We start from the raw sequence: 25,682 nt of genomic DNA on the forward strand, positions 1-25,682 counted from the left end.
GGATACTTTTTATTTTTTATTTTCAATAGCAGTTTTAAGTCGCTCTAATCCCATTTTTAAAACTGAACGAGGACAGCCTAAATTCCAACGAATAAAACCTGATCCACCTTCTCCTAGAACATAGCCATGAGTAACAATTATTTCTGCTTCTTTTTCAAATAAATTTACTAAATCATTATCACTTAATCCTAAGTAATTAAAATCTAACCAAGCGAAATAGGTACTTTGCGGTTGAAAGATACCTACATCAGGTAAATTAGTTTTCAAATACTCTTTCAAGAAATTAAAATTGCCATTAATATATTCCATTAACTCATTTGACCATTCATCAGAATTTGAAAAAGCAGCTTCAGTTGCATGATGACCAAAAATACTTTCACCATAATACTCATTATTTTTCTTTAATTGTTCTTTATAGACACTTATGAATTCTGGATTTTCTGAAATTACTAATGAATGTTTAATTCCAGTTACATTGAATGATTTACTAGCGCTTATGCAAGTAATAGAATTCATAGCAGCTTTTTCAGACAATGATGCTAAAGGTGTGAATGATTCACCCGGATATATTAGTCCAGCATATACTTCATCAGATAAAATAATAATATTATTTTCTGCGCAAAGATCAACTAATTGAATTAAATCATCTTGATTCCAAATACGTCCCATTGGATTATGTGGATTACATAAAATATACATTGAAGTTTTTGGAGTAATAGAAGCTTTAATATGATTAAAGTCTAATTGATATTCTCCGTCAACAAGTTTCAAGGGTGATTCTACTGCAACACGTTTATTTGCAGTAACAACTTCTTTAAAAATATGATGAACGGGCGAATTGAATATAATTTCGTCTCCTTCTTCAGTCAAACCTTCTATAATCCCTTGAAACGATGGATAAATAGAAACTGAATTAGCAATCATCTCTTTACTTATTTTCCAACTGAAATGTCTATCTAAATATCCAATAATTGCATCATAGTAAGAGTCTCTCTTATATGGATATCCAAAATGACCTTTATCAACAACTGATTGTAACGCATCTATGATTGCTGGAGATGACTTAAAGTCCATATCCGCAGTTCCAAAACACAATAAGTTTTTATTACCCGTACGGAAAATTTCAGATTCCCACTTACTTGTACTTAATTGTGTTCTATCTAAAACTTCATCAAAATCATAGATGCGTTGATGCTTTACCGCAACTACCTCAACTTCAACTAGAACTTTCTTTGGCAATTCTTTTACTGCAAAACAAGCTCTTGCAGGTTTAGAAATAAAGGCTTCCCCATAAACTTCATTAAATACAGCAAAATCATTCATATCTGCTAAAAGACAGGTTGTTTTTAAAACTGAATCTAACGAGCTACCGGCTTCATTTAAAATTGCTTTTATATTTTCAATAACTTGTCTTGTTTGGCCTTCAATATCAAAGGCATCAATATTTCCAGTTGTTGGATTAATTGGTATTTGTCCCGAAACATAGATAATTCCATTATGTTCTTTGGCTTGAGAATATGGTCCGATTGCTGCTGGAGCATTCTCAGTAATTATGGTATTTATTTGTTCCATATGAAAATTTCCTTTCGTTATTAATTATTTAAAAACTCAAGTGCTGAAGCTAAGTAACTAACTACACCTGTTTTCATCGCTTCTTCTTTCCAAGTAAATCTGCCATGATGGTTTGGATAGGGACTTTCAGTTTCATATCCAGATAATAAGAAGTAATAAGCACCTGGTGTATTGGTCGCATTCATGTAATAGCTAAAATCATCGCTTCCTAAATCAAAATCACCAATTTGTACAGCATCTTCACCTAGATATTTTTTTGTTGATTCGGCTACTAAATCTACAATATTTTGATTATTTCTAACGCCTTGATATCCTACAACATAATCTAAGTCAAATTTACATCCTGTAGCTATTTCAAGACCTTTTGCAATATCAAATAATTTTTGTTTAGCTATTTCTAGTGTTTTTAGATCAAATGTTCTTAGATTTAAAGACAATTCAGCTTTATCAGCAATGATATTTACTGCTGTTCCAGCTTTTAAAGTTCCGACGCTTAAAACAACTTGTTCTTTTGGATTGGTGTAGCGGCTTACGATTTGTTGGATAGCAAGAATGTATTGACTTGCAGCAGTAATAGCATCTTTCCCTTCATGAGGTCTTGAACCATGACCACTTTGACCGGTGATAGTAATATTAACTAAGTCACAACCAATACTTACATCGCCAGATTTGATTCTGATAGCACCAGAATCTTTATCTGGAACAATATGGGCACAAATAATTGCATCGACTTTAGGATTTTCCATAACACCTTGTTCAACTAGACTTACTGCTCCTCCAGGGAATAGTTCTTCTCCATGTTGAAAAATAACTTTAACACTTCCTTTAAATAAATCACGATTTTCAGTTAGTATTTTTGAAGTCCCTAATAACATTGAAGTATGTCCATCGTGACCACATGCATGCATTTTATTTGGATTTTTTGAAGCAAACTCATAATCCGTTTTTTCTTCAACGGGCAATGCATCAATGTCAGCACGAATAGCAATACACTTTCCATCACCTTTAGCACCATTGATTAGTGCAACAACAGCCGTTTCACTTAAACGTTCAAATTTATCAACACCAAATTCATTTAGCTTATTAAAAATGAATTCTGAAGTTTCATATTCTTTAAAACTAAGTTCAGGATATTGATGTAATGTTCTTCTCCAAGAAACCATTTCATCGTAAATTTTATCAACTTCATGTTTGATTTTATTTTCTAACATTCCTTTTCTCTCCTCTTATTTATAGCCAACTTGCAACAATACTTGCAAAAATTACAGACGAAATTGAAACTGAAACGACACCAGCAATAATCATACTTGGCTGCATTTTACCTTCTAAGTATTTAATCTCTTCAGAATTATCCGTTACACTTCGAGCTGCTTCGCTAGCTACAATTAATGTAGATGGAAATCCGAAAAGACAAGACACACCTAGCGCAATACTCATTTGCCAACTTACGTTTAACAACTTACCTACAACTACCGCTACAACGACTAAACAAACAACACCTACTAAAGTGACAATCACTAATGGAGTCATTTGCTCTAAAAACATATTTGGAGTCGCATTTCTTAATCCTTGAAATGCTGCAATTGGAGCAGCAGCCATTACAAATACCGCACCATTTGCTTTATTAATACTATTTTTTTCCAAAAATCCAATTTCAGTAAAGAGAATACCTAAAATTAAACAGACAACTAAACTGTTTAATGATCCATTTGTTAAATTCGAAATCCAAGTTGACAATGACATAACAATAGCTAATTTAGCTACAATCATATTATTTGAAAGATATTTATCAGGAATACTTGGTATGAATTTCAAACTACGCGATTTATTTTCTGTTTTTGAATCGATATTAGCTTCTTCTGTAAGTTCACTATTAGAAGAATAGTTAGCCAACAACCGTTTCGCTTCACTTTTAAGAGCTAAAGATGCAATTGGAATCCCAATTAAATTTTGTGAAACTAATTTAATAGTAGCAAAAACAACTAAATCTGTTCTTCCAATAGCTTCTGCAGCTTCCTGCATAATTAAAGTAGCTACAATTGCACCAGAAGAAATTGGTCCTGCAACTAAGGCATACCCTCTTTCAACAAATAATTGCCCAATAAATACCGTACCAAATGCGGTAGCAGCACAAGCTAAGAAAGCAATAATAACTGTTTTCCATTGCTTGAAGAAATCTACTATATTAATTGTTGTTCCAATATGTACCATTAAAAGCCCGACTAATGCACCAGATATTAATAAGAAACCTGAATCTTCAAAAAATGTATCTGGTAAAACTGTCCAAAACCCAATCAAAAATACAACAAAAGCGAATAACATCATGGATATAATCCCTTTTGTTTTCGTCGCAATAGAATCACCTACCGCATAAACGATAAAGATAATTGTAAATGCATAAATAGCATTCATATTGATTAGCCTCCTCACTAAACTTACATACAAATAATTTTCATCCAAAATTACGACTCTATTCAACAGTCTTTTAATCTCAATGGCCATTTTGAAATTACCAAACTGTAACACCTACCTATAAGAATAGGTTAAACAACCGTCATGACATAAATTGTAACCACTTACTATAATGCATTATACACTAAAATATATTTTATTCAATGAAATATTGTTTATTTTATTATTTTTTCCAAAAAAAATGGCTAAGCACTTCATTAAAGCGCTTAGCATCAATCTTTTCTACTATTATATTTTTTAAATCATCGAAAACATAGCTAAGATGGCTGAAAAAGTATTTGATATACCATGAATCAACCAACTCGGTAAGATAGATCCACCAGCAGCCTCTTCATTAATGTAACCCATAAACCAACCAATCGAGCCCGTAAAAATAACGATGGCCACAACCGCACCAAACCCAACCGCCTTATAAAACATAAGCCCATGTAGTAGACCAAATAATAACGCTTGAATGAAGTTCGCCTTTAATCCACCGACTTTTGCGGCTAAACGCTTGAGAAGAAAGCCTCGAAATAGCATTTCTTCTGGTAAAGCGGTATTCAAAAATGCATAGACTAAGCCAGCAGGCAAAGCCCTCCATCCTTGCCCTTCAAAAACGGACGTAGCAGTCTGTGCCCCTCTCACTAGGTACAACATAAACAAGGCAACTAATAAATACACCACCGATACTAAAGCAATCATCCGCAATAGATTGGGCTTATCATCGCTTTGAACTTTCTTCAACCCAATCCACTCAAAAAAATTCACTTCATTTCGGGCGGTCACCAACCACCACACAAAAGGAATCACATTGAAAACAACTAATTGCAAGGCACTTGACGCCAACATACTAACAAACAAGTTCAACTTCACACCCCCAAATAAATACCTCTGCGACACTTATACTACTAATTATAGCTAAAATAAATCATATTAATAGTCTTAATATTTAGTGAATTCATTAGACAAAAAAAGCGCATCCGAAGTAGATGCGCAGAGGTATTTATTTAACTGAACCCAACATTCCAGCCACAAAGTATTTTTGTAAGGTAAAGAAGATAATCAAGGTAGGGATCATCGATAGCAAGATGGCTAACATCATCATTCCATAATCTGGTGCATAACTTGAACCTAAGTTTGAGAGCAGTAATGGGATGGTTTGTTTATCTGGGGTCAATAAGGTAACTAACGGCCATAGGTAATTGTTCCAGCTGTTCATAAATGTAATAATAGCAGCTGCAGCAAAAGTATTCTTCATGGTCGGCATATAGATTCTAAAAAATAACCCTAGTTCACTGAGTCCATCTATCCGACCCGCTTCCAATAATTCCTTTGAGAACATCTTTGTGTTTTGTCTAAAGAAAAATATGAGAAAGGCCGTTGATATATAAGGTAAAAAGGCAGACATATATGAATTTATTCCGATATTTGGGTTGATATTACTAAAGAAACCAAATAATTGAAACAATGGAATAATTATGGCTGCAAATGGAATCATCATGGATGTCATTAGAAAATTGAAAATGCCATCGGTTACCTTCGTTCGATAGATTTCAAAGCCATACCCGGCTAACGACCCTAGAAATAAGGCTAAGGTTGTTTGCCAAAAAGCGATGATAGCTGAGTTTTTAAAAGCATTCACCAAATCCGTTTGACTAGTTAACGCACGCCAGTTCTCAATTAAGTTAGAGCCAAACGACAAACTTCCACTGGTAACATCGACACTGGTGTTAGTCGCACTAACAATTAAGAAGTAAAATGGGAAAGCAAAGATGATTGACATAAAGATTAAAAAGATATAGGTACCAAGATTGCTTTTATTTTTAGTCATCGCGATTACCTACTTTCATTTGAATAGCTGAAAGAATTATGATAACTACGGCAATAACAAATGAAACCGCAGAGGCATAGCCAAAATCAGGCGTATACTTAAAGCTTAAATCATAAATATATTGAGAAACGGTTAAGGTTGCATTACCTGGACCACCTTGGGTAATATTCATCGTTTCATCGAATAATTGTAACGTTCCTATTGTTGACGTAACACTCGTAAATAATATAACTGGTTTCAAAAGTGGCGCTGTTATTTTGAAAAATTGTTGTCTGCTATTAGCGCCATCAATATCCGCTGCTTCATAAATACTTGGATCAATATTTTGCAAGGCAGATAAGAAGAAAATCATATTGTAGCCTGTCCAACGCCAAGTAATAGCAATAATAATAACAACTTTTGCTAATACAGGATCCGATAACCACATGATGGGTGAATCAATTATATTAATAGAAAGTAGAAACTGGTTGATAATACCTGTGTTCGAAAATAAATATTTAAATACTAATGAATAGGCAACAAGTGATGTAACAGATGGTAAAAATACGATGGTTCTAAACAACCCTCTTAGTTTCAATGTTTTTTTGTTTAATAAAACGGCAAAATACATAGCTAATACTACCATGATGGGTACTTGGAATATTAAGAAAATAATCGTATTGCTAAAAGCTTGTCTAAATACCGGATCATTCATCAAACGCCGATAATTATCTAAGCCAACAAACTCTAAATTGACACCCATCCCACTTTGTAATGATAGTAAAAAGGATCTAAACATCGGGTAAAAATAGAATAAAATAATTAATAAAGTAGGAAGTGCAATAAATAACAAACCCATAACTTTATTTCTTTTACTATTACTCATATACATAGTATAACCTCCTTCTAATCTAAGGTGTTTATAAAAAAGAAACCAAATATTGCCATCAAGATTATTGCCAGCAATATTTGGTCAGCAACTCAAAAACTTTAGGTGTTAAAGCACTTAGTTAAGATATTTATTGTAATTGGTTTTCAGCTTGTTGTTGAGCTGCATTAAAGACTTCGTCAATATCGCTACCACTTAAGTATTGTTGTAAGGCATTTTTCATAATATCTTCGATGGCATATGTGTGAGAACCATAATTTGTCGCTGGGATTTCACCAGACCATTCGGCAAAATCAGCATAAATTTTTTGCCCACCAAAGTAATCAACTTCAATATCATAGGCATCTGTTTCAAGCAATGGTAAATACGTCCCTAACGCACCAATCTCATTCATGATTGAACGATAAAATTCTTCATTGCCACCAATAATTGCACCAACAAATTCAGCCGCTTGCTCTGCACCTTCAACATTTAGTACATAAACAGATGAACCACCTAAGTTTGATGCATTCACTGATCCTTCGATATCTTGACGAGGCCATGGCACAACAGCCCATAATCCAGCTTGATCTTCTGCTGCTGTAATTGATGGTGTTATCCAGTTACCCTGAGGAACAGTGGCAACAACGCCCGTATTGAAGGCTTGTAACATTTGAGCCCAGTCATTATGAATATTAACTAATCCGGCATCGTTCATCGTTTTGAAAGTAACGAAAGCTTCTTTTAAGGCATCATTGTTCGCAATATTTGGTGTTAGACCATCTTCCTCGGTATACCAAACGCCACTCGCATTAATCATTGCCCGTAAAAGACCTAAGTCATTTAAATCCATGGATAATAATTTAACCCCTGTGGCATCGTAAATACCTTGTCCAACTTCAATCAACTCATTCCAAGTAATATCTGTAACATCATCAAGGGTGTATCCAGCTTCTTCTAATAAATCAACGCGAATATATAATCCCGTTACACCAGTATCAAATGGCACGCCGTAATTGACACCATCAAGTGACGTTGCTTCTACTTTATATGGGGCAAAATCTTCGGCATTAAAGTAATCTGTCAATGGATAAAAAGCATCAGGGTAAGATTGTAAAAAGCTAGCAGCACGATAGTCTTCAATCAACACAATATTTGGCAACCCAACTGTTACGCCAGAACTTAATGATGTATTTAAACGAGCAACAATGTCATCTTGCGCACTTTCAACGATATTTAAATTAAAATCGGGATTCTCCTCTAAATAAATATCTCTGGCTATTTCGAATGCTCTAATATTAAACTGTGGATCCCACGCCCATACCGTAATTTCCTCTTGTGCATCAACCTTTTGACTAGCAAACCCTCCAACATTAAACAGTAAAGCAACGACAGCGAAAAGCTTTAAAAATTTTTTCAACTTAATCTCCCTTTCTGTAAGCGGTTTTATTAACTATATTATAAACTTTTTTAATCATCGTATTATATGTTATAATGACTACAGTATATGTCAAAATGTTTCATGAATGGAGATTGTTATGAAAGAATTATGGAAATACTTCGAAAAAAATGATCATGATATCAGTATCGATGAATGTGGAATTCAACATTTCTTTCCCAGTCAAGCTTATGCTTATAACACCTATCAAAACTTCATTATCCATTATATCGAATCGGGCAGCGGTATTTATGAAGTCAACGACCAACGTTATGAATTAGGCGCTGGGGATGGATTTATTATTCGACGTGGAACCAAAGTTAATTATTATGCCAATCACGACGACCCTTGGAAATATTATTGGGTGGGTTTAAATGGCCGACATTTAGACGGTTATATCAAACTTACCACCTTAAATTCCGGGTCCGTCATTCATTTTCCTGAAGACAGCCAATCTAGTAAAACAATTAAGGATATTTGTGTTTTTACAAAAGATTATTTTGATACGCCCAACAACATGGTCTGGTATAAATATAAGGTATATGAACTTATTTGGGCACTAACCACTGAATTTCAAGATAAAGACCACACACTCGAACTACCACAACGCAATTACGAGGAGGTGGCATTAGATTACATCCAGTCCAACTATACTAAACGGATGACCATCACAGACGTCGCTAACTATATTGGTATTAGCCGAAGTTATCTCTATCGGTTATTCAAACATAAATATGAAGTATCCCCACAAGAGTATTTGCAAGATAAACGTCTGAAAACTGCCAAAAAACTTCTCCAAAACCAAGATCTCAGTGTTAATGAAGTGGCTTATTCCGTTGGCTATGATAACCAACTCCTCTTCTCTAAAAATTTCAAGAAGAAGTTCGGCATGAGTCCCACCCATTATCGCCAAATAATTAATCAGAAGCAAGAGGTGTGATTGTTGGAGTTGCCCATCCGCTTCTCAGGGGAAGTAACAAACCGAATTTTTGTGTTTTATGACTTTTTCTATGGTAAATTATGTATTTTTCAATCTATTTGTGAATCGCGTTATAGTATTTTGGATTTACTATAATGCGTTTGCGATTCGCGTTATAGTATTTTGGATTTACTATAATACGTTTGCGATTCGCGTTATAGTATTTTGGATTTACTATAATACGTTTGCAATTCGCGTTATAGTATTTTGGATTTACTATAATACGTTTGCTTTTCTTTAAAATAAATACAGTACTTTACGCCTCACTTACCCTTAAGAGGCGGTTTGGAGCTTCCTTTCGCCTCTCAGCTAGTTCATTGGAGGTTGGAAGAATGATTCACAGCTGTTTGATTCCAAATAGTAGGTTATTGTCATACAATTATTTCTCACGACAATAAACCCGCCCATTGTTACTCAGATTTTTTCCAATGATATTAAACACAAATGAGTAAAAATTGATAGGTTAATTATTCTGTCCAAAAATGATCAGAAAAAGGACAGAATAGAGTTATTCTGTCCAAATTGAGTAGAAAATTGGCCAGTATAGGTATTAATCCTCATTTAGCAAGCAATCTTAAGCTGACGGTCCGTCATTTCCCGCTTACTTGGATATTCCACATATGGCGTTAAGTGGAACATTTGGCGTTAAGTGGAACAAAGTCGTCCAGTATATTCCACATAACTGCTTAAGTGGAATTAACCCACCCAGAATATTCCACTTGTAAGGTTATTTTGTCAAATTGCAGTGTATTCTCCAAGTTGCCTTACGATAAATAGGGATTATTCGTCTGAAGCACCCACTTATTGTGCTCGACTCAAGGCGTTATCGGATTCGGCTTGTAAACAATTGCGCTAAAGTAGAAATATTGCGTTTAATGTAACCCAACCGTCCGAGGACTAGTGTTGGAGTAATGCCGGTTCGTTCACTTCCACCTATTCCAATGGCACTACACCAAAACGCACCCTACTAAAAAACGCGCCAACTGATGATTAATTCAGCTGGCGCGTTTTTTTAGCAGAGATATTTAGTTGAGGAAGATGGAAAGGTCGAAGGTAAACTCTGCGTCATTGAAGCGGTAAGCTTCAGCGAGTTCAGGGCCACAGGCGTTGCTGCCTAAACCGCTTTGTTTGAGGTCTAGATGCAAGTATGTGACGTCTTCATTCAGTAATTCATCTCGATGCGTGGTTTCCGTTAGCTGTTCGGCTGAAAAATCTGAGACATTAAATGAAAACGGGGTGGCGCTAGTGAACGCTAGGGTGCCTCCTTCATAGAAGTTAGTTAGCGAAAGTTCGCGCACAAAATTGTGGCTGCCGTTTTCTTGTGGTGTCACATAAGGTTCATAGAAATCTAATAGTTCACCTTTAAAGGTTGCTAAGTAACTGGCGTGGTGTTTATCTTCGTAACTTTCGTAAGGTCCGTTGCCATAGTATTGCACACGGTCATAGTTACGGCTTAATGGTAACAACAAGGCAAAACGCGGTAAGAATGGCATGATAGGATTTTTAGCTGCATCCATATCTAAATAAATGGTGCCATCACGATAAATGAACCATTTAAACTCCATGTTAATGATAGTTTGGCGAGCGACCGAATTAATAACTCCTTTGAATGTTATCACGTGGGCATCGACTGCTTCTACGTAATCAAAGCTATGGATTCGTGTAACGGCGCGGTCGTAGTTGGCTTGGTACCATTCTTTTTTAATATTTCGGTCATTGTCAATCGGCGCACGCCAAATGGTCCAAGAACCGGGTTTGATCAAAGCTTTATTGCCATTACGTATGATTTGGCTAATAGCCCCATTGCGTTTGCTGAAAGCAACCGTATCATTATCAATATGGACGACAAAATCACCCAAAGTCTCCTCAACGCGGATAGTTTTAGAAACATGGCTTAGACTCAAATCTGATTCAAACTCTTTAAGAATCACTTGGTCAAACCCAAGTTCAGCGCCATTAAATTCACCTGCGTTAACCATCTTTGTTACGAAGCGCAAGCTACCGACAGGGGTATTTAGTTGGGGTGGGGTTTGGATTTTAAAGGTGGCCTCACTTAAAGGAGCGATGTCAAAATCCGTTACCTCTGTTGTTGTGAGTAAGATCCCTTTTTCATCATAAAACTCCACGAATAGCGCCACTTTTTCACCTGCATTGACAAAGTCGTATAAGTTTTTAAAGGTAAATTCCATAGCTTCAATATTCGCATGGGTCAGCATGACGCGTCTAAAAATTTGGCGGTGTTCTAAAACAGCAGTGTGTGGTTGGCGGTCAGGATAAACGAGGCCATCCATACAGAAATTGCCGGCATGTGGGTACTCGCCATGGTCGCCACCATAATGATAAACTACATCATCACTATACCGACGTCTAATATTCACCGCATGATCAGCCCATTCCCACACAAAAGCGCCAATAAATTCATCTTTGGACATCATATAATCGTAATATTCTTTAATATCACCAGGACCATTACCCATAGCGTGAATGTATTCACACAAAATGAATGGTCGATCAATGCCGTCTTTGAAATACAGTTCATCAATTTCAGCCACCGATGGATACATCCGGCTATACATATCAATATACTCATCATTAAAATCAATGGAACGATCACGATACCAATAAGCTTCATAGTGTAGGGGACGATTGGGATCTAAAGCGCGGGCGTGACGCAACATGTCCTCAATACCAACACCATAGCCCGACTCATTCCCAGCGGACCAAATGATAATGGACGAATAATTATAAAACGGCACGATGCTTGCATCCATCCGGTCAACAAAACTCGCTGCAAATTGTGGATCATCAGCAATCATATTATAGTTAGCATTGCCACCAAGACCATATAAATCAACGACCCCATGCGTTTCCACATCGGCTTCACTCATCACATAAAAACCCATCCGGTCAGTTAATTCATAAAACTCTGCCGTCTTAGGATAATGTGCCGTCCGAATCGCATTGAAATTATACAATTTCATTTGTTCAAGGTCATGAATCTGATTGGCCAAACTAACCGTCGCACCTGTATTCGGATGCGTATCGTGATGGTTGACCCCAACCAACTTCACCGATTGATGATTAATGTACAACTGCTTGTTTTTAATTTCAACCTTACGCAGTCCCACTTCTTGCCGGTAAAATTCTTCACCTGCTTGAACCACTAATACATACAACTGCGGCACTTCTGCGTTCCATAATTGGGGTTGTTTGATTTCAAAGGACGTTTTTCCGGTTGCTGGCAGTTCACGCTCTTCTATCAAGTCACCAGCAGGATCGAAGAGACTAACTTTAATCGTATCGACATTTTCTGCATCAACAATATCTAATGCAATGGTTCCCGTTTGTAAATCAGCTGCTACATCCGGCGTTACTTGAAAGTGATTGATTCGGTTAGCTTGACGTTTTAATAAATAGACGTCTCTAAAAATGCCGCTATATCTAAATTTATCCTGGTCTTCAAAGTAAGTCCCGTCACTCCATTGCAGCACTAAAACGGAAAGTTGATTTTCACCGACTTTTAAAGCGGCCGTAATATCAAATTCTTGATTGCTATGTGAAATTTGCGAATAGCCAATAAACGTATCATTGACCCATACATAAAAAGCAGAGTCCACCCCTTCAAAATTTAAATGATAGGCTTCACCTTTTGACAGGTCGTTGATTTCAAAGGTCCGTTTATACAAACCGGCAGGATTGTCATAAGGCACATAGGGTGGATCATAAGGAATCGGATATTCCGTGTTAGTATACTGAATTTGTCCGTAACCTTCTAGTTGCCAGCAACTGGGTACCGGAATTTGACGATAAGATAAATCACTCTTATGCTCGGCTAACCAATAAGGTTGGTCAATCAATCGCACATTCTCAAAGTAGTGAAAATTCCATGTACCATTTAAATCCGTATAAGCCTCTGACTGCCGACGGTCTAAAGTCGTTTTAGCTGCATCGAACGAAGTAAAAGGCACAAAATAATTACGACGCGGCAAGGTATTTACATGAAAAGTTTGTAAATCTTCAAAATAATTGGTTAATAACATGTTTTTCTCCTTTTTATGTTTTTATGCATCAACGGGACGAATGACCTTACAAGGATTCCCAAAAGCCACCACATTTGCCGGAACATCCTTAGTTACCACACTACCAGCTCCAATAACACTATTTTCACCAATACTGACACCACCAAAAACAACGACATTGGCACCAATCCAAACATTGTCTCCAATAACGATTGGTCGATTAAATTGTAGCGACTGACGTCTTAAATCAGGATCAATTGGATGACTAGCAGTCGTTAACACAACATTTGGTCCAAACTTCACCAAATCTCCAATCGTAATATCCGCATCATCCACCAAAGTCATATTAAAATTCGCATAAAAGTTACTGCCTAAGCTCGTGTTCAAGCCCCAATTAGCATGAAAGGGTGTTTCAATGGTGATATTTTCACCCACAGAAGCAAAAATTTCCTTAATCAGTGTTTGACGTTTGCCACGTTCGGTTAACGGCGTATGATTGTAATCAAAAATCAGTTGGTTAGCCTTGACTTGCATTTCCAGCAAATCCGCCTCACCTGGATTATATATCTCGCCAGATTTCATTTTATCAAAAATATCCATCAATGATCCTCCCTAACTTTTGTCATCAGTATTTGTATCGATTTAAAGTCCCCTTTGGCCACATCCATCGTCAAACCGGCATACATTAATTCAGCCCCCGAATACACTTCGCTGCTATCTTCCACCCGATAGAGGGCTTCTTCTTCTAAATCTTTTAACCTCACAATAGTTTCCATTTCTTCATGGCTCGACAACACTTTGACATAGGTCAATAAAACTTGATCACCGTATTTAAATTGAACCGCTGTTTCATTGGCCGTATGCATCACGCGGTATTGCTGACCCAATTGTACCATTGATCGAATGGTTTTATAGCGTGTCACTTGGTCTTTCACTTGCTGTTGTTCAGCTTGCGACAAGTCATTTAAATCCAACTCATAGCCAAGATTGCCCATCATAGCAACATCCCCACGTGTTTTCAAATCCGTGACACGATTCAATTGGTGATTAGGCACTGCCGAAACATGCGCCCCCATTGAAATCACTGGATGCAAGTAACTACTGCCATGTTGAATGTCCAATCGACTCACCGCATCCGTATTATCACTCGCCCAAACTTGTGGGAAATAGCGCATCATACCTAAATCATTACGACCACCGCCACCTGAACAGCTCTCAAACAAAACCTCCGGATGCTTAGTCGTTAAGTAGGCCATCAAATCATACAAACCTAACATATATTGGTGCGACTGCATCATGGTCTGCGTATAATCTGCCCCATTCCCAATGTTGGTCATATTCCGATTCATATCCCACTTGACATAGTCAATATCGTAATCCATTAACAACCCATCAAATAAATATCGCATATACTCAACCACTTCAGGGTTCGCATAATTTAAAACCAGTTGATTCCGTGAATAGGTGTGTTCGCGGTTCGGCAATTGAATGACCCAGTCCGGATGTTTACGGTACAAGTCACTATTTTCTGAAATCATCTCCGGCTCAATCCAAATCCCAAACTTAAGCCCACGACTTTTAATTTGCGCAATTAACTCACTCAAAGACCCTTGTATTTTAGCTTCATTCACATACCAGTCGCCTAATGAGGAATTGTCATCGTGACGCTGCCCAAACCATCCGTCATCTAAAACAAACAATTCAATCCCTAACTCACTCGCCTTATCCGCAATCGCTAGCAACTTATCCCGGTTAAAATCAAAATAAGTCGCTTCCCAATTATTAATTAAAATCGGTCTTTCTTGGTTAGCAAAATTCGCAGGCATTATGTGTTGGCGAATAAAGACATGACTGGTTTGACTCAGCTTGTTTAAACCCTGATAGCTAAAATTAAGCACGGCAACGGGCGTATCAAAACTTTCTTGTGGCTTTAATTGCCACATAAAATTATCAGCCGCAATCCCCATCGATACCCGCAGCTCATTCAGCTGGTTCTGTTGACAACCAAACTCAAAATTCCCACTATACATCAACTGAATGGATAGCGCCTCGCCAAAATCATCGGTCGTTGTCGGATGCGTAATAATCCCCGCTGGTGTCTGCCCATGCCCTGAAGCCCCTCGATTAGACCCCACAATAAATATCCCCTGATCAATAGTATGTCGTCTAACCGTTTTTTCACGAGCGTATGCCCCTTGAAAAGTTATCACATCATAATTATCCGTCGGTAAATCTAACATGACACTTTGGAGCCGATGCACCACCACGTCTTCCGCAGAGCTATTGATTAGTTGGGTAAATGTCGTGATGGTCGCACTGTTTTCGTAAACCGTATAATACAATTTGAGCATTAAATGAGCGACTTGATCACGTAAGGTCAAAGTTAGTGTCGTTGCTTCCTCCGGACTAGCGTATGGACTAGGGAGTCCTTGGGCAGTAATGACACCGGGCGTAATTTCATAAGATTCATAGCGGAAGTCCGTTGTTTCATTATTAGTATGCTGAATACGAATACTCGGCTGGCGAAAATCACCTAAGCCATGTTGCCCAATCAACAGCCTTTGCGTATCCATCGAAAACTCGCGTTGATGCGGATTGGGATTCCCTGAAAACGCATGATCTTTTAAGATAACCGCATTCGATCCATGATACTGCTTAACCTGGCGACCAATGTATTTAAGAAACAAATAGCCATCTGCTTCCTCGATAATCATTGTCAGATTGTCTGCATGTAAGTAAAATTGTTGCTCACTTTTTATAATTGGCATCCTATCTCCCCTTTCATTCTAATGATACCGTATTCAGACAACTTACTAAATAGATTTATGTGAACAACTTTAGCGAATTTAGGTAACATAATGACATATTGGATGCGATTATGAAAAGAGAGGGGGGCGCATGCCTTCGAAAACCTGGGATGGCACGCGCTCCTTCTCCGCATGCCTTCGAAAATTCGGGATGGCACGCGCTCCTTCTCCGCATGCCTTCGAAAATTCAGGATGGCACGCGCTCCTTCTCCGCATGCCTTCGAAAACTTGGGATGGCACGCGCTCCTTCTCCGCATGCCTTCGAAAACTTTGGATGGCACGCGCTAAGTAAATTGATTAAGAATTAATAACATAATATGATAATTGGCTTTTTGGAATTAGAGTAAAATTCGTTCCTAGATGTCTCTTTATCGTACGCTTACTTATTTCTTGTCCCATTAACTCAAATACGTTCTGAGTTGTTAGAAATTCTGGATTGTCATGAAACAAGCTATTGAGTTCGTGCCCATGGCGGCAAATAGTAGCCTCTAAGCTCTCGCTAGTGTGGCAATGTTTGCATTTTACTGAGTAGCGTCCTCTCTCCACCTCAAATTTCCCACAATGATTGCAATAGATGCCTTTGTTTAAGCGGCTGAAGTCTTGGGGTTGTAGGCGGGAGAATTTGGCGTTGTAGTCGGTGCGGTATTTATTGAGGGTGTTTTGGATTTTAGTGGTTTGCCAGTTTTGAAGGGGTGTGTGGTTGGGTAGGTATTTGATGAAGTCACGCAGGTCGTTGTGGGTGACAATTTGTAACGCAGGTAGCTGGTCGTAGATGAATTTGCCGTGTGGATTAATGAAGACCATGACCGGGTCGACTTTGACATTGTAATAGATGGATTCAGCGATGCTACGGATGCAATCGGTGCGATCAATCATGGTGTTAAATATATTTTTTTTACTGGGCTTTTGATTGTAATAACATTTGCCATTTCGATACTCAAACAAACAATCGTAATTTTTGACATCAATCACCAGCCATTGTTTGGGGGAAATTAAGATAAAATCCGTTTGCATCACCCCTTCATAATCAAACCAATAATCTTCGATAAATAACCAGTCCGAATTAACATAGTCATTGTACCATTTGACAAACTCCCTTTCCCCTTCATAGCCACGTTGCAAATTGTTTAAGCGATTCGTTTCAGTGAGTACACCCCGTTTCTCTTTATATTCTAAGAAAACTAATTCGATATTTTTTTCCATTTTGACACCTCCTACTTATATATACGTAAAAAATGTCAAATTCCACTTTTTTAAATAAAAAAACATCCTAGTTTTTACACTAGAATGCTCTAAATAAATATCCCCTTACCGCACCATGGTCGGGCGTTTTGAATCATACTGCCATCCTGGGATTAGATATTGCATGGCAATCGTATCGTCCCGATCACTAAACGGCGAATCTAAATACAATTGATGTGCCCGGTTTAACTTATCAAAGTCTAATTCAACCCCTAAACCAGGTTTATCAGGCACCTTAATTTTCCCATCCTTAATCACTAATGGATTTTTTAACAAAGACTCACCGTCTTGCCAAATCCAGTGAGTATCGACAGGGGTGATATGACCTGGTGCTGCCGCTGCAACTTGCACAAAAGTGGCTAAAGTAATATCAAAATGATTATTCGAGTGTGAGCCCCAGGTTAAATTGAAATCATTTAACAAATAAGCCATACGAATACTCCCACTTAAGGTCCAGAAATGAGGATCAGCCAGAACGATATCAACTGACCGTAGCATTAAGGCATGATAAAATTGACGCCAGTTAGTTGCAATCATATTTGTCGCTAATTGGAATCCAGTGGCCGCTTTATATTCGGCGTTAATTTCACGACTGGATAAACTTCCTTCAGGTCCACATGGATCTTCCACATAACTGAGTACATCCCCTAAATCTTTAGTGAGTTCAATCGCTTCTTCAAGCGTCCAAGCCCCGTTGGGATCAATATTGATGCGTCCTTGGGGGAAGGCTGCCTTCAATTGTTTCACGGTGTCAATTTCAATCTTCGGGTCTAATGCTCCACCTTTTAATTTAAAATGTGTAAAACCGTATTTGTCATGTAATACGCTGGCTTGTTTGACAATTGCTTCCGGAGTCATCATTTCAGTCCGGCGCAAGTTTTCCCAAACATTCAAATCGCCTGCTGGCGCTTTCTCATAGGGCAAGTCTATCTTATTAGCATCTGCACTGTAAAATAAATATCCCAGAAACTCTACTTCATCGCGTTGCTGACCTAAATCCCCTAACAATGAAGCCATTGGTTGATTCAGATGCTTCCCCAATAAATCGAGCATAGCACATTCAATGGCAGCCTCAGATTGCACCACATATTTTAAGTTGGCGATATTTAATTTTTGTAGCCCTTCCCCTTCATCGGCCACGTGAACTCTGTGTCTATTTTTAATCTTATTTAATACTTTTCTATATTCACTGATTGGCTCGCCAATGACATATTGCGTAAAACGCTTTAATTGGTCAGTAATATGCTCGCCACCATGAATTTCACCTATCCCATACTCACCTGTATCGTCTTCTAAAACAACAATATTACGAGTGAAATGCGGGGCATGACAGCCACTTAACGTTAAGGTGGGACTATCATGACCAGCAACTGGGTAAACTTTCATATCTTTTACTTTTGGAACGTTAGCCATTGAGTTCTCTCCTTCCGAAAATGTAAGAGTTTACATTGTGTTTAAGTAAAATAGGGAGACAGAGCTCCCTATTCATGTCAATCTTAATGATTATTGTAATTTTTGATTGTTAATTAATTCGTAGTAACGTGCAATGGCACTGTGATCTTCTTTATCATGTCCATGGGCTTTCAATGATTGTAAAATTTCCATTGACAATGCAGTAAATGGTGATGAAACATTCAACTCTTTAGACGTATCTAAAGCATTTTGTAAGTCTTTAATATGTAATTCAATTCGGAATCCTGGATCGAAATTACCATCAAAGATTTTTTGCGATTTTTGTTCCATAACTTTACTTCCAGCTAAGCCTGTACGAATTGCTTGGTAAACGCTTGATGGGTCAACATCAGCTTTTTTAGCCAGGCTGTACGCTTCAGAAATAGCAGCGATATTGATAGCAACGATCATTTGGTTTGCTAATTTAGTAATGTTACCTGCACCAACTTCACCTACTAAAGTCACGCTAGACGCCATAACCATCAAAGTATCATAGTATTTATCGAAAACTTCTTTATCGCCACCTACCATAACAGCGATGGAGCCTTCGATTGCGCCGGGTTCACCACCAGATACAGGCGCATCCAAGAAGTTCACACCCTGTTCAGCTAAACGTTCTGCAAATTTTTTGCTGGCAACTGGTGAAATGGAACTCATATCAACGACAGTTTGTCCCTCAGATAATCCTTCTGCAATCCCATTTTCACTAAATAACGCTGATTCAACATGTGGTGAATTTGGTAACATAATGATAACGAGTTCAGATTTTTCCGCAGCTTCACGCCCACTAGAAACACCTTGGCCCCCTGCTTCAACTAAAGCATCAATCGCCGCTTGGTTAAAATCATAGCCAAATACTTCATGTCCAGCTTTAACTAAATTAATTGCCATTGGTTTCCCCATAATTCCTAATCCAACAAATCCAATTTTCATTTATATCACCTTTCTTTTATCGTTTTTTACCTAATAAAAATGCTCGAATGGCTGTTTCACCAGCAGTAATTATATTGTCTTCTGTGTTTTCAATTGCTTCTTCTAATGTCATTGGACGATTGATAACCGAAAGAACTAAATCTAAGCCTGCATCATAAACCTTCGTCAAGTCATTTTCACGACTTCCAACAATTGCCATAACGGGAACATTGAGTTTTTTGGCTATTTTTGCAATTCCTATAGGTGCTTTGCCTTGAATCGACTGATCATCAATACTACCCTCGCCAGTGATAACTAAATGGGCATCTTTAATCGTATCTTCAAAATTGATAATTTCTAACATTTTGTCAATACCTTGATAGATTTCAGTATGACAGAAAGCCAATAAGCCAGCACCTAAACCACCAGCAGCACCTGAACCTGGAATTTCAGAGATTTGCTTTCCAGTATAAGCATCAATGACATCCGCATATTGCTTCATCCATGAATCTATTTCCTCAATCCGATCCTTAGGGACCCCTTTTTGTGGTCCATATATGGCAGTTGCACCATTTTTTCCTACTAAGGGATTGGATACGTCAGATAGAATCATAATTGTAACGTCATCTAAGGCTTCTAAACGCTTAGATGCATCGATTTTAGCTACTTCTTTTAATGAACTCGCACCAGTCTGTTTATGATCGATGATATTTCCATTTTTATCTATAAATTGATAACCTAAAGCTTGAGCCATACCCATGCCACCATCATTCGTGGCACTACCACCCAGCCCAATATATATCTTTTTAACACCTTTTTCGATTGCATGGACAATTAATTGACCAACGCCATAGGTGTTACCTTTTAAGACATTTTCCAAATTATTTTCAACTAAACCCATACCGCTCGCTTCAGCCATTTCGATAATAGCCGTTTCAGAATCAAGCAATCCATATTCTGCTTCGACTTCTTCACCTATCGAATTAAACACAGTAGTTGTAACAAACGTTCCATCAAGTGCAGTCGTTAATGATTTAACTGTTCCTTCACCACCATCAGCAATTGGTATTTGGAGAATGTTTGAATTTTTTAATGTGCGTTGAATACCTTCAGCTACCCATCCCTCTACCTCAAAAGTTGTTCCACTGCCTTTAAATGAATCAATAGCCAGAACAATTTTATATTCTTCCAAATTACCACCCCCTTTAAACCCAAAACAAAACCTAATCGATAAGTTCAGCTAGTCGCATTTCTTCTTCCATTTTTTCTAAAATCTTACCCTTAGATCCTTCGGTTGGTCGAATGGATTTACCAACATCCAGACCCATAATGTTCGCCATGTCTTTGGTTGCCGCTGGGAAACTGGCAGCATCTTGTGATACACGAATCGGATTTAATTTATATTGTAAATCACGTGCTTTTTCAAAGTTTCCTGCTGCAAATTCATTGTAAATCCCATTAACTAAGGGACCAAACATATTAGCTGTCGAAGCCACACTACCGACTGCTCCCATGCATAAGCTTGGGAAAATGATTGTATCTTTACCCGATAAAACTCTAAAGCCTGTTTCACGCGTTAAACGAATAATTTCACTTAAGAAAGAAATATCGCCACTTGAATCTTTAATTCCAAGAATATTTGGGACTTCAATAGCCAATTTCGCAATTATTTCTTTAGGAATATTGTAACCACAACGTCCCGGGTTGTTGTATAACAACATAGCTGTATCAGGCACCGCATCCGCGATGGCTTTGAAGTGATTAAACAAAGCTTCATCCGTTGGTTTTATGAACATTGGACTTAACACGGAAATACCTGCAATATCTCTCTTAGCCGCTTCTTTAGCTAACTGTATACATTTACGGGTACGAATAGCGCCAATACCAAAGTAGACAGGTACCCGACCAGCGGTTTCTTCCAAGATTATATCAATCCCACGAAACATTTCTTCATCTTCAAACATATAAAACTCAGAGTTACTACCAAAGGCTAGAATTCCATGAACACCATCTTCAATAACATGATTAACAATTTTTCTTAATCTTACTTCGTCCAAATCTTCATTGTCATCGACTGGCGAAATTATAGGAACAATAATCCCTTTGATACTTTCTTTATCAATCATTTTACCTCTCCTTATTTATGGTCTTACTAACGATGGTTTCTTATTATTAAATGTCCAACCTGGAATTAAATATTGCATAGCCGTCGCATCATCACGTGCACCTAAATTATTGTCAATGTAAAGTTGATTGGCTTTTTTAATGGCCTCAATATCTGGTGTAATACCCAATCCAACAGAATCTTTCGCAATATGAATGGCTCCATTTTCAATCTTATGTGGATTTTTTGTTAAAAATTGACCATCTTGCCAAATATAATGCGTATCACAAGCATTAATTTCTCCAGGAGCTGCGGCACCCGTATGGGCAACCATCGCTAACGAAATATCAAAATGGTTATTTGAGTGAACACCCCAAGTCATTCCAAAATCATGACATAGTTGGGAAACTCTTACAGAACCTTGCATGGTCCAAAAATGTGGGTCAGCCAATGGAATAGTTACACTATTTAAGTGAATGGAATGACGCATTTGACGCCAATCGGTAGCAACCATGTTCGTTGCTGTTGGAAGTCCAGTTCTTAAAATAAATTCAGACATAACTTCTCTACCTGAAAAACCATTTTCTGCGCCACACGGATCTTCTACATACGTTAACGTACCATGCATATCTTTACACAATTCAACGGCTTCATCTAATGACCATGCCCCGTTTGGATCTAAGGTAATACGGGCATTTGGAAATTCAGCTTTTAAAGCTTTAATCGCTTCGATTTCTTCTTTACCTTCAAGAACGCCACCTTTTAGTTTTAAATCTTTAAAACCATAACGCTTAACGGCAGCTTTTGCTTGTTCAACAATGGCTTGCGGAGTCAACATTTCTGTCCGACGGATTTTACCCCAATCGTCTGAATTATCATCATTTTGTAAATATGGTAAATCTGTTTTATTTGGATCTGCCACATAGAATAAATAACCTAAGAATGGAACATCTTCACGGACTTGTCCGTCACCTAATAAAGCAGCCACTGGAACTTGTAAATGTTGTCCTAATAAGTCTAATAAGGGCGTTTCCACAGCTGTTTGAACATGGACTGTTGTTCTTAAATCAAACGTTTGTAATCCACGACCACCACTATCTAATGCTCCGTATCTTTCACCAATTTCTTTAACAATGTTTTTGTATTCACCTACGCTACGTCCAACAACTAAATCTTTAACCTCTTCTAAAGTCTGAGTGATTTTTTCGCCACCTGGTACTTCACCACAGCCGACATTGCCATTATCATCTTCTAAAATGACGATATTTCGAGTAAAGTAAGGTCCATGTGCCCCACTTAAATTTAATAACATTGAGTCATAACCAGCTACTGGATATACATCCATTTTTACAATTTTTGGAATCATTTTGTTCTCCTTTTGAAATTTTAATTAATTACAGAACTATCTTCTAACAGCTTTGTTACGGTAGTCTCATTAAATGATAGACCAAAGCCTAGTCGATCAGATACCACCATAAAACCATTATCTAAAACAGATTTTTCATTAAATAAATCGACTTGTTCAAACCATTCAAAATGCTCTACCCAAGCATCATTGCCATACATGGCAGTAACAGGTAAATGTAATTCCATGCTATAGTGTGGTGCTAGAACTAAGTCATTTTCATCGCAACGCTCTAATACGTTTAAGAATGGTGTCAATCCACCAATTCTTGGCATATCAAGTTGACAAACATCAAATGCTCTTTCCTCAAAATATGGTAGACCTTCACGGAAGCTTGTTAACATTTCGCCCGTTGCGATCGGCGTTTCTAAAGATCTTGATAAACGACCATGTCCTTTATAATCATGTGCTTTGACCGGTTCCTCTAACCAAACTAAGTTAAATTCGTCTAAGTATCTTCCCGCTTTAAGAGCTGTTGATACATCCCATTGTTGATTGGCATCAACCATAATCGCTACATCATCACCAATTGCTTTTCTTAGTGCTTTAACACGTTTGACATCTTGCATAAAGTCTTTCTGACCAACTTTAATTTTGATGCCACCAACACCAGCTTCGAGAACTTTATGCGCATGTTCAATGACTTCTTCGATACTATCTTGTAAGAAACCACCCGTCGTATTGTAGCAAGGGACACGGTCTTTCCGTTGACCAACAAGTTTAGATACAGATAAATTAGCCCTCTTTGCTTTAATATCCCATAAAGCAATGTCAAAAGGTGTAATCCCTTGAACCGCTACACCACTATTACCAATTGAAATACAAGACCAAAGTAATTTATCCCATAAACGTGAAATATCATTAGGGTCTTCACCGATTAATAAAGGGGCCATTTCCTTTGCAAGCGCATATTGAGCCGTTCCACCATTACGTTTGCAATATACGTAACCATAACCTTCATATCCAGCTTCAGTTTTAATTGTTGCAGTTGTTAGCCATACATGTGTTAAAGGTGTTTGTTTTCCCATAATCACTTTTGCATCACTAACCGGTTTAGCTAAAGGAACTTTCAATAATTTGACTTCAACTTGAGTAATTTTATCAGTTTGGTTTGTCATGATAGATTCCTTTCTTTGTTATTCGTCATCGAATGGCAACTTTTAAACAATACCTAGCGTAGCGTAAAACACAACGATAAATGAGTTAATGAATGGGAAAATGGCACCTAACCAAAATTCATGGTAGTAACCTTCTCGATGCGTTAAGTGTGTATAATTTAAACGGTTAATGGCTGAACCATTGTGTGGCAGTGAATCTAAACCGTAACAAGAGATATTAACTAAACGGTGAATCACGTGTGGGTTAATTCCCATTTCAAGAAATCTTGGAGCAAACACTTCAAGCGCAATGGCTTCACCACCAGAAGCAGATCCGGTAATACCAGCTACTATATTGGTTGCTAAAGCTAATTGAACGAGTGGAGGTCCAGGAATTGCATCTAAGTTTGCCACTAAGTAATCAAAACCAGGTGCTATCGACACAATACCACCAAAACCAACAACGGCTGCAACGTTCATAATGGCTTTCATGGTTGAATTGGCACCACTATTTAATGTTTTTGATAAATCAGCGAATTTATTGTAATACAATACCCAACAAACAACACAAGCTAGAGTTAATGAAACAAAAGGTGAAATTTGGAAAACATTCATTAATACTAATAATGAAATGGAAGGGGTTAACGCTCTAATGAATTCCGCTAGAGATGTTTCTTGTTCGATAGCTGACATATCTAAATCAGCTGAATTGGCATCCATTTTTGCTCCAGTAAGCGTAAAACCTTCTTGTTGCTTTTCCGCACGTCCTAACATAAACCAAATATACCAAGCACCGAATATGATACAATTTAACGCACCCAAAATTCCTAGCCAAGGTGCAGACATAGGGTTAGTTCCTAAATATTCAATAGGAATTAAATTTTGAATAGCTGGAGATCCAGGTAAAATGGCTGTCCACATAGATCCACCATAAACAGCAACTGCAATAATCATATGCCAAGGAATATCCAATTTTTTAAAGATAGTTAAACAAATTGGTGCGATAGTAAAGATAACAACAAAACCACTCACACCACCGAAAGATAAGATTGCAGTAATAGCTGATAATCCCATCAATACCCAATAATTTTTTACTTTCCCAGTCCCTTTAATTTTTGAAGTCCATTGATAGATTTTATTGGCAATTGATTGAGCAGCGCCAGAATCACCAATCATCGCTCCTAAGATTGTTGCAGGTAAGAAAATAAGAAAATTACTTCTAACAAAGCCAGCAAAAGAGTCAGCATATTCACCAGTAAAACTTTCAATTATCGGTAAACCAGAAAAAACAATAACAATTAAAGAGGCGATAGGTCCAATTAATAAAATTGGATATCCTCTATATGATCCAATTACTAGTACGACTAAAGCAATCAGTATTCCAATAAAACTCAATAATCCAGCATCCATTTATTTACACTCCTTTTTAATATCGATAGACTTGAACAGAAAATAATTTTTCATTATCCCTCCTACATTCAATGTATGCCTTGACCCAAATGAAAATACACCCTTCTTATAAT

General features: G+C 37.6%; 19 protein-coding genes. 1 reads left to right on the plus strand and 18 read right to left on the minus strand.

What is annotated here, in order from left to right:
- Positions 1-9: 9 nt before the first annotated feature.
- The 7 genes from NRE15_RS03635 to NRE15_RS03665 all read right to left on the minus strand — a co-directional run bounded on the left by NRE15_RS03635 (position 10) and on the right by NRE15_RS03665 (position 8,124).
- Entirely contained in the window at positions 10-1,572 is a 1,563-nt protein-coding gene (locus tag NRE15_RS03635; protein WP_313794258.1) for a PatB family C-S lyase, read from the minus strand.
- 20 nt (positions 1,573-1,592) lie between these two features.
- Positions 1,593-2,783 (minus strand): M20 metallopeptidase family protein, encoded by a 1,191-nt coding sequence (locus tag NRE15_RS03640; protein ID WP_313794259.1) that lies wholly within the window; start codon positions 2,781-2,783, stop codon positions 1,593-1,595.
- A gap of 19 nt (positions 2,784-2,802) precedes the next feature.
- Positions 2,803-3,984 (minus strand): hypothetical protein, encoded by a 1,182-nt coding sequence (locus NRE15_RS03645; protein ID WP_313794260.1) that lies wholly within the window; start codon positions 3,982-3,984, stop codon positions 2,803-2,805.
- Between the two features lie 297 nt (positions 3,985-4,281).
- Complete coding sequence (locus NRE15_RS03650; protein ID WP_313794261.1) at positions 4,282-4,893, minus strand: CPBP family intramembrane glutamic endopeptidase; 612 nt, start codon at positions 4,891-4,893, stop codon at positions 4,282-4,284.
- 136 nt (positions 4,894-5,029) lie between these two features.
- A complete protein-coding gene (locus NRE15_RS03655; RefSeq protein ID WP_313794262.1) occupies positions 5,030-5,857 on the minus strand; it encodes a carbohydrate ABC transporter permease in 828 nt (275 codons plus the stop codon).
- Positions 5,850-6,728, minus strand: a complete 879-nt coding sequence (locus NRE15_RS03660; RefSeq protein WP_390887176.1) for a carbohydrate ABC transporter permease — start codon at positions 6,726-6,728, stop codon at positions 5,850-5,852. The genes NRE15_RS03655 and NRE15_RS03660 overlap by 8 nt, the downstream gene beginning before the upstream one ends.
- Before the next feature lie 127 nt (positions 6,729-6,855).
- Positions 6,856-8,124 (minus strand): ABC transporter substrate-binding protein, encoded by a 1,269-nt coding sequence (locus NRE15_RS03665; RefSeq protein WP_313794263.1) that lies wholly within the window; start codon positions 8,122-8,124, stop codon positions 6,856-6,858.
- Positions 8,125-8,242: 118 nt separating this feature from the next.
- On the opposite strand from NRE15_RS03665, the gene NRE15_RS03670 reads away from it, so the two are divergent.
- Positions 8,243-9,082, plus strand: coding sequence for an AraC family transcriptional regulator (locus NRE15_RS03670; RefSeq protein ID WP_313794264.1), 840 nt, complete (start codon positions 8,243-8,245; stop codon positions 9,080-9,082).
- A 1,064-nt stretch (positions 9,083-10,146) separates the two neighbouring features.
- On the opposite strand, the gene NRE15_RS03675 is transcribed toward NRE15_RS03670, so the two are convergent.
- The 11 genes from NRE15_RS03675 to NRE15_RS03725 all read right to left on the minus strand — a co-directional run bounded on the left by NRE15_RS03675 (position 10,147) and on the right by NRE15_RS03725 (position 25,569).
- Complete coding sequence (locus tag NRE15_RS03675) at positions 10,147-13,161, minus strand: glycoside hydrolase family 2 TIM barrel-domain containing protein (RefSeq protein ID WP_313794265.1); 3,015 nt, start codon at positions 13,159-13,161, stop codon at positions 10,147-10,149.
- Positions 13,162-13,182: 21 nt separating this feature from the next.
- A complete protein-coding gene (locus tag NRE15_RS03680) occupies positions 13,183-13,740 on the minus strand; it encodes a sugar O-acetyltransferase (RefSeq protein ID WP_313794266.1) in 558 nt (185 codons plus the stop codon).
- On the minus strand, positions 13,740-15,908 hold the full coding sequence (locus tag NRE15_RS03685; RefSeq protein WP_313794267.1) for an alpha-galactosidase: 2,169 nt from the start codon (positions 15,906-15,908) through the stop codon (positions 13,740-13,742). The genes NRE15_RS03680 and NRE15_RS03685 overlap by 1 nt, the downstream gene beginning before the upstream one ends.
- 336 nt (positions 15,909-16,244) lie before the next feature.
- Entirely contained in the window at positions 16,245-17,150 is a 906-nt protein-coding gene (locus tag NRE15_RS03690; RefSeq protein WP_313794268.1) for a nuclease-related domain-containing protein, read from the minus strand.
- 105 nt (positions 17,151-17,255) lie between these two features.
- Entirely contained in the window at positions 17,256-18,602 is a 1,347-nt protein-coding gene (locus tag NRE15_RS03695; protein WP_313794269.1) for an enolase C-terminal domain-like protein, read from the minus strand.
- A 90-nt stretch (positions 18,603-18,692) separates the two neighbouring features.
- On the minus strand, positions 18,693-19,574 hold the full coding sequence (gene garR / locus NRE15_RS03700; protein WP_313794270.1) for a 2-hydroxy-3-oxopropionate reductase: 882 nt from the start codon (positions 19,572-19,574) through the stop codon (positions 18,693-18,695).
- Positions 19,575-19,590: 16 nt separating this feature from the next.
- Entirely contained in the window at positions 19,591-20,745 is a 1,155-nt protein-coding gene (locus NRE15_RS03705) for a glycerate kinase (RefSeq protein WP_313794271.1), read from the minus strand.
- 31 nt (positions 20,746-20,776) lie between these two features.
- Entirely contained in the window at positions 20,777-21,679 is a 903-nt protein-coding gene (locus NRE15_RS03710; protein ID WP_313794272.1) for a dihydrodipicolinate synthase family protein, read from the minus strand.
- 15 nt (positions 21,680-21,694) lie between these two features.
- The gene (locus NRE15_RS03715; RefSeq protein ID WP_313794273.1) at positions 21,695-23,023 is read right to left on the minus strand and encodes an enolase C-terminal domain-like protein; all 1,329 of its coding nucleotides are present in this window, start codon (positions 23,021-23,023) and stop codon (positions 21,695-21,697) included.
- 20 nt (positions 23,024-23,043) lie between these two features.
- Positions 23,044-24,180, minus strand: coding sequence for an L-talarate/galactarate dehydratase (locus NRE15_RS03720; RefSeq protein WP_313794274.1), 1,137 nt, complete (start codon positions 24,178-24,180; stop codon positions 23,044-23,046).
- A 42-nt stretch (positions 24,181-24,222) separates the two neighbouring features.
- Positions 24,223-25,569, minus strand: coding sequence for a GntP family permease (locus tag NRE15_RS03725; RefSeq protein ID WP_313794275.1), 1,347 nt, complete (start codon positions 25,567-25,569; stop codon positions 24,223-24,225).
- Positions 25,570-25,682: the final 113 nt, after the last annotated feature.

This window comes from Fundicoccus culcitae, from assembly GCF_024661895.1.
GTDB classification, from domain to species: domain Bacteria; phylum Bacillota; class Bacilli; order Lactobacillales; family Aerococcaceae; genus Fundicoccus_A; species Fundicoccus_A culcitae.

Coding starts and splice junctions, on each gene's coding strand:
- NRE15_RS03635 (WP_313794258.1), bottom strand. CDS start 1,572: ATGGAACAAATAAATACCATAATTACTGAGAATGCTCCAGCAGCAATC.
- NRE15_RS03640 (WP_313794259.1), bottom strand. CDS start 2,783: ATGTTAGAAAATAAAATCAAACATGAAGTTGATAAAATTTACGATGAA.
- NRE15_RS03645 (WP_313794260.1), bottom strand. CDS start 3,984: ATGAATGCTATTTATGCATTTACAATTATCTTTATCGTTTATGCGGTA.
- NRE15_RS03655 (WP_313794262.1), bottom strand. CDS start 5,857: ATGACTAAAAATAAAAGCAATCTTGGTACCTATATCTTTTTAATCTTT.
- NRE15_RS03660 (WP_390887176.1), bottom strand. CDS start 6,728: ATGTATATGAGTAATAGTAAAAGAAATAAAGTTATGGGTTTGTTATTT.
- NRE15_RS03670 (WP_313794264.1), top strand. CDS start 8,243: ATGAAAGAATTATGGAAATACTTCGAAAAAAATGATCATGATATCAGT.
- NRE15_RS03675 (WP_313794265.1), bottom strand. CDS start 13,161: ATGTTATTAACCAATTATTTTGAAGATTTACAAACTTTTCATGTAAAT.
- NRE15_RS03680 (WP_313794266.1), bottom strand. CDS start 13,740: ATGGATATTTTTGATAAAATGAAATCTGGCGAGATATATAATCCAGGT.
- NRE15_RS03685 (WP_313794267.1), bottom strand. CDS start 15,908: ATGCCAATTATAAAAAGTGAGCAACAATTTTACTTACATGCAGACAAT.
- NRE15_RS03690 (WP_313794268.1), bottom strand. CDS start 17,150: ATGGAAAAAAATATCGAATTAGTTTTCTTAGAATATAAAGAGAAACGG.
- NRE15_RS03695 (WP_313794269.1), bottom strand. CDS start 18,602: ATGGCTAACGTTCCAAAAGTAAAAGATATGAAAGTTTACCCAGTTGCT.
- garR (WP_313794270.1), bottom strand. CDS start 19,574: ATGAAAATTGGATTTGTTGGATTAGGAATTATGGGGAAACCAATGGCA.
- NRE15_RS03710 (WP_313794272.1), bottom strand. CDS start 21,679: ATGATTGATAAAGAAAGTATCAAAGGGATTATTGTTCCTATAATTTCG.
- NRE15_RS03715 (WP_313794273.1), bottom strand. CDS start 23,023: ATGATTCCAAAAATTGTAAAAATGGATGTATATCCAGTAGCTGGTTAT.
- NRE15_RS03720 (WP_313794274.1), bottom strand. CDS start 24,180: ATGACAAACCAAACTGATAAAATTACTCAAGTTGAAGTCAAATTATTG.
- NRE15_RS03725 (WP_313794275.1), bottom strand. CDS start 25,569: ATGGATGCTGGATTATTGAGTTTTATTGGAATACTGATTGCTTTAGTC.